Below are 5,414 nucleotides of genomic sequence, written 5' to 3' on the forward strand. Positions count from 1 at the left end.
ATCGGCCCGCTGGCCGCCGAGGCGCTGCGCCGCCGGGGGCTGGGCGGGGCCCTGGACGCGTACCGGGAGCAGGGGCTTGCCGACAAGGCGCGCGACCACGGCAGCGAGAAGGGGCACTTCGCGCAGATCTTCAAGATCGACCCCGCGCTGCAGGAGGAGTCGGACTGGGTCGGCGCGCCGATCTGGCAACGGGACCTCGAACGGGTCCTCGCCTCGTTCGTTGGAGACGAGGGTGTCGTGATGCGTGAGTGCGAGGTCATGGCCCTGGCACAGGACGACTCCGGCGTCACCGTCACCGTCGCCACCCCGGCCGGGGAGCGGCGGTTCTGCGCGCCGTACCTGGTCGGCTGCGACGGGGGACGCTCGACGGTGCGCAAGTTGGCCGGGTTCGACTTCCCCGGCACCGAGCCCACGAGCGTCGTACGGCGGGTCCTGACCGACGCCCCCGGCCTCGACCGCCTCCCCGCGTCGGGCTGGACCTCCACGGGCAGGCTGATGCGGGCGCCCGGGATGGTGGCCACGATCGAGTTCGACGGGTTCCCCGAGGATCGCGGGTTGCCGCTGACCGCCGAGGAGATGCGCCAGAGCCTGCTCCGGGTGACGGGCGTGGACGTCGAGATCGCGCGCGTGCGCGGCCCGCTGCGGTTCACCGACGGCGCGCGCCAGGCGGTCACGTACCGGATCGGCCGGGTCCTGCTGGCCGGCGACGCCGCCCACGTCCACTCGCCGAGCGGCGGCCAGGGGCTCAACCTCGGCCTCATGGACGCCGTCAACCTGGGCTGGAAGCTCGCCGCCACCGTGGCCGGGTGCGCCCCCGAGGGTCTGCTCGACACCTACACCGCGGAACGTCACCCCGTCGGCGCCGCCGTCCTGCACAACACGCGCGCCCAGTCCGCGCTGTCGCTGCCGGGGGAGCACGTGGCGGCCATGCGCGACATCGTGTCGGACCTGCTCGACCTCCCGGACGTCAACCGCTACTTCGGCCGGATGCTGAACGGGCTCGGCGCCCGGTACGCGTTCCCGTACCCGGCCACGCACCCGCTGACCGGCCGCGCCTGCCCGGACCTGCGGCTGGTGACGAGTCCGGGGGAGACCCGCACGATCTCGGAGCTGTGCGGGGGCGGGCGGGCGCTGCTCGTCCACGCGCCGTCGCAGCCGGAGGTCGAGCGGGCGGCGGGGCCGTGGCGCGGGGCGCTGGACGTGGTCGAGGCCACCGTGAAGGATCGCGACGATCTGGCGGCGGCGCTCGTCCGGCCGGACGGAGCGGTCGCGTGGGCGTCCGGCCCCGGTCCCGCCGACACGGTCACGCTGACGGCCGCCCTCGGCACGTGGCTGAGGCCCTGACTGGGCATGTCTGGTTGCTTTGGGGTTGATGTCAAGAATGCCCTAGTTTCTCTAGTTTGCTCCCTGTCACTACGATTTCCGCGTGCCTCCTGAGCAACAGAACACGACAGCCGTCTTCGTCAACCAGAGTGGACGGCGTCGAAGGCTGATCATGATCGGCTCGATCGCGGCGAGCGTCCTGGCTCTCGCGCTGCTCGCCGTCGTGCTCGCCGGAATGTTCTCCAGCACCACCCTCTCGGTGAACGGCTGGCCGGGCGACCGCTCAGGAGCGGCGGACGGCACGGCTTCGCCGGATCGCACGCCGACGCCTTCGCCGAAGCGCTCCGAGCGGCCGACCCCCTCCGCGACCCGCCCGGAGACGACCCGCCCGCCGTCGGGCCGGCCGACCCCCAGAGCCACCGGCCGGGCCCGGCCGTCGGCGACGTCCGGGCTGATCTCGACGCAGCGGGCGCGGCCCACGCCACGGCCCAGCACGGATCCGGCGCCGAGCAGCGATCCCACAGCCGATCCCACAGCCGATCCCACAGCCGGCCCCGCGGACAACGAGGCGCCCGGCCCGACCAGGACGCCGCCGGGACTCGATCCGAACCGGACGAAGGGCCCGAAGAAGTGAACGGCCCACCCTGGCACGACAAGCTGGTCTGGCCGGCCGCGCCGCTCCCCGCCTGGCAGGACCACACCGCCCGGCAAGGCGACGATCGGCCGCACAACCCGCCCGCGCCGACCGCGAGACCCCCGGCCGACCCCAAGGGCCACTGGTTCCCACTCGCCGTCTGCATGCTGCTGGCCGCCGCCGCGCTGGTGCTCAACGGGTACGTGACCAACGTCGGCGGCGAGACCCAGGCGCCTCCGCCCTCCACGGACTCCCCGACCCCGGAGCTGGAGAAGGTCCGGCACGGCGGCCCCGTCCTCAACATCACGGCGAACGGGCCCGCCAGCGCCCGCCTGCCGGCCAGGACCATCGCGCTGACGTTCGACGACGGCCCCGACCCGGCGTGGACCCCGCAGGTGCTCGACATGCTGAAGAAGTACGGCGCCAAGGCGACCTTCTTCACCGTCGGCTCCAAGGTGGCGCAATACCCGGAGCTGGCGCGGCGCATCGTCGCCGAGGGGCACGAGCTGGGCAACCACACCTACTCGCACGCCGACCTCGCGGCGCTGCCCGCCTGGCGGCTCAAGCTGGAGCTGTCGCTGACGCAGCGGGCGCTGGCGGGGGCGACCGGGCTGCACACGACGCTGGCCCGCCCGCCGTACTCCTCGACCCCCGCGGCGATCTCCGGGCCGCAGTGGGCCGGCATGAAGGCCCTGGCGGCCGAGGGCTACCTCGTCACGCTGACGGACCTCGACACCAAGGACTGGAGCCGCCCCGGGACGGCGAACATCGTGGCGTCCTCGCTGCCGGCCAGAGGCCGGGGCGCCGTCGTCATGATGCACGACTCGGGTGGCGACCGGCGGCAGACCGTCGAGGCCGTCGGGGCCGTCCTGCGGGAGCTGAACGGCAAGGGCTACCGCGCCGTCACGGTGACCCACGCGCTCGGCATGCCCTCGGCGCACCAGCCGGCCGGCGGCGCGGAACGGTTCGCCGGCTCCGCGCTCAACCTGGCCCAGCGGGCTTCGGAGGCGTTCGCCGGCGTGCTGGCATGGGTGCTGCTGGCCGCGGGAGCGCTCACGGTGGGGCGGCTCGGCTTCTTCGCCGTGCTCGCCTGGGTGCACGCGGCCCGCAACAGGGGCGGCAGGCGGCGCAAGGGCCGCGCGCCCGTGTGGTCCGCGCCCCCGCCGGTGACCGTGATCGTGCCCGCCTACAACGAGGCGGCCGGGATCCAGGCGACGGTGCGGTCGCTGGTGGAGACCACGTACCAGGGTCCGCTCGAGATCCTCGTCGTCGACGACGGCTCGACCGACGGCACCGCCGACCTGGCGCAGGCGCTGGGGCTGCCCGGCGTACGGGTGATCCGCCGGCCCAACGGCGGCAAGCCGGCCGCGCTCAACACCGGCATCGCCCAGGCCGCCCATGAGCTGCTCGTCATGGTGGACGGCGACACCGTCTTCGAACCCGCCACGATCGGCCACCTGGTCCGCCAGCTCGCCGACCCCACGGTCGGCGCGGTGAGCGGCAACACCAAGGTCGGCAACCGGCGCGGCATGATCGGGCGCTGGCAGCACATCGAGTACGTCATCGGTTTCAACCTCGATCGGCGCGCCTTCGAGCTGCTCGACTGCATGGCCACCGTGCCCGGCGCGATCGGGGCGTTCCGGCGTTCGGCGCTCGTGGCCCTGGGCGGGGTGAGCGCGGAGACGCTGGCGGAGGACACCGACCTCACCATGGCACTGTGCCGGGCCGGATGGCGCGTGGTCTACGAGGAGAAGGCCCTGGCCTGGACCGAGGCCCCGACCTCGCTCGGCCAGCTGTGGAAGCAGCGCTACCGCTGGTGCTACGGCACCGTGCAGGCGATGTGGAAGCACCGGCGCGCCGTCCTCGAACCAGGCCCGTTCGGCCGCCGCTGCCTCGGCTACCTGGCGCTTTTCCAGGTGCTGCTGCCGTTGCTGGCCCCCGTCGTCGACCTCATGGCGATCTACAACACGGTCCTGGGCGATCCGCTCCCGGTCGTCGCGGTATGGGCCGGTTTCGTGGTGGTGCAGGCGCTGACGGGCTGGTACGCGCTCCGCCTGGACGGCGAACGCGCCTCCGCGCTCTGGGTGCTGCCGCTCCAGCAGTTCGTCTACCGCCAGCTCATGTACCTCGTGGTCATCCAGTCCCTGGCGACGGCCCTGCTGGGCGTGCGGCTGCGCTGGCACACCGTACGGCGGGAGGGCACCTTCAGCGGCTCCGGGCCCGCGGCGCCGGCCCCGCACGCGGTCGACGGCGCCGAGCGGTTCGCGGACGCGAGGTGAGACACGTCAGGCGGTGTGCGGCAGGGGTTCGAGCATGCGGTGCGGGCGTCGTAGGGCGCGGCTGACGGGGTCGTCCCGGAGGAGGTCGGCGCCGGGGCCGGGGCGTACCTCGATCTCGGTCAGCTCGGGGCGGACGCCGCAGGCCGGGCACATGCCGTAGCCGTCGATCCTGGTGTCGCAGGGCACGTGGCAGAAGATCCGCCGTGGTTTGCCCGACAGGTGGCGTTCGCCCCAGCTGCTCAGGGCGAGGGCGGCCGGCCAGAGCTCCTGCCCCATCTCGGTCAGGACGTACTCCTCGCGCGGCGGCGACTCCTGGTAGCGGTGGCGGCGCAGGACCCCGGCGTCCACGAGCGTGGTCAGGCGCTGGGACAGCACGGCCCGCGGGATGTCCAGGTGGGCCAGGAAGTCGCCGTAGCGGCGCACGCCGTACAGGGCGTCGCGGACGACGAGCATCGTCCAGCGCTCGCCGACCAGCTCCAGGGAGCGGGCGAGCGAGCAGTCCTGGCCGTCGTAGTTCTTGCCGAGCGCCATGACCCCCAGGGTAGTTCATTCATTGAACCTTGGCGTGTTAGCGTGTGCCTCCACAGTTCAATGAATGAACCAAGGAGGCGCCGTGACACTCACCCGATCGGCTCCCGCCCCGGCGGCCCCGCACGCGGCGGGCACGGTGGCCGTGGCGGCCTGCGCCGCCGCGCTGCTCGCCTTGATCAACTACACGGTGCCGATGGTCACGCTGTCCCAGGCCGCCGCCGACCTCGGCTCGGGTCCCACCGGTCCCGCCTGGATGCTGAACTCGATCTCGCTCGGCCTGTCCGCGCTCCTGCTGGTCGCGGGCGGGCTCGCCGACGACCACGGGCGCAGGCGCGCCTACGTCGCCGGCACCTGGGCGCTGGCGGCCGGAGCCGTGCTGGCGGCGCTCTCCGTGAACACCGTGATGTTCGTCGTGGCCAGGCTGGTGCAGGGCGGGGCGAGCGCGGCCATGCTGGCGGGCAGCCTGGGCATGCTCGGCCACGCCTACCCGGGCGGCCCGGACCGCGTCCGGGTGACCGGCCGCTACGGCGCGATGCTGGGGCTGGGCATCGCCCTGGGGCCGCTGCTGTCCGGCTCGATCGCCGCCGCCTGGAGCTGGCGCGGCGTGCACGTCCTGATCGCCGTCGCCGGCGCGGTCCTGGCCGTTG

At 73.6% G+C, this 5,414-nt stretch carries 5 protein-coding genes; 4 read left to right on the forward strand and 1 reads right to left on the reverse strand.

Annotated features, from left to right (window positions below):
* The 3 genes from ACWDX9_RS59100 to ACWDX9_RS59110 all read left to right on the forward strand — a co-directional run.
* A partial coding sequence (locus tag ACWDX9_RS59100) for an FAD-dependent monooxygenase (protein ID WP_449972364.1) occupies positions 1-1,344 on the forward strand: 1,344 nt, incomplete at its 5' end.
* A gap of 82 nt (positions 1,345-1,426) precedes the next feature.
* A complete protein-coding gene (locus ACWDX9_RS59105) occupies positions 1,427-1,957 on the forward strand; it encodes a hypothetical protein (protein WP_449972366.1) in 531 nt (176 codons plus the stop codon).
* Positions 1,954-4,236, forward strand: a complete 2,283-nt coding sequence (locus ACWDX9_RS59110; RefSeq protein ID WP_449972369.1) for a bifunctional polysaccharide deacetylase/glycosyltransferase family 2 protein — start codon at positions 1,954-1,956, stop codon at positions 4,234-4,236. Before ACWDX9_RS59105 ends, ACWDX9_RS59110 begins: the two co-directional genes overlap by 4 nt.
* Before the next feature lie 6 nt (positions 4,237-4,242).
* Here ACWDX9_RS59110 and ACWDX9_RS59115 read toward each other — a convergent pair whose 3' ends face one another.
* Complete coding sequence (locus ACWDX9_RS59115) at positions 4,243-4,767, reverse strand: winged helix-turn-helix transcriptional regulator (protein ID WP_449972371.1); 525 nt, start codon at positions 4,765-4,767, stop codon at positions 4,243-4,245.
* A gap of 82 nt (positions 4,768-4,849) precedes the next feature.
* On the opposite strand from ACWDX9_RS59115, the gene ACWDX9_RS59120 reads away from it, so the two are divergent.
* On the forward strand, positions 4,850-5,414 hold a 565-nt coding region (locus ACWDX9_RS59120), incomplete at its 3' end, for an MFS transporter (protein ID WP_449972374.1).

This window comes from Nonomuraea sp. NPDC003201 (assembly GCF_053590415.1).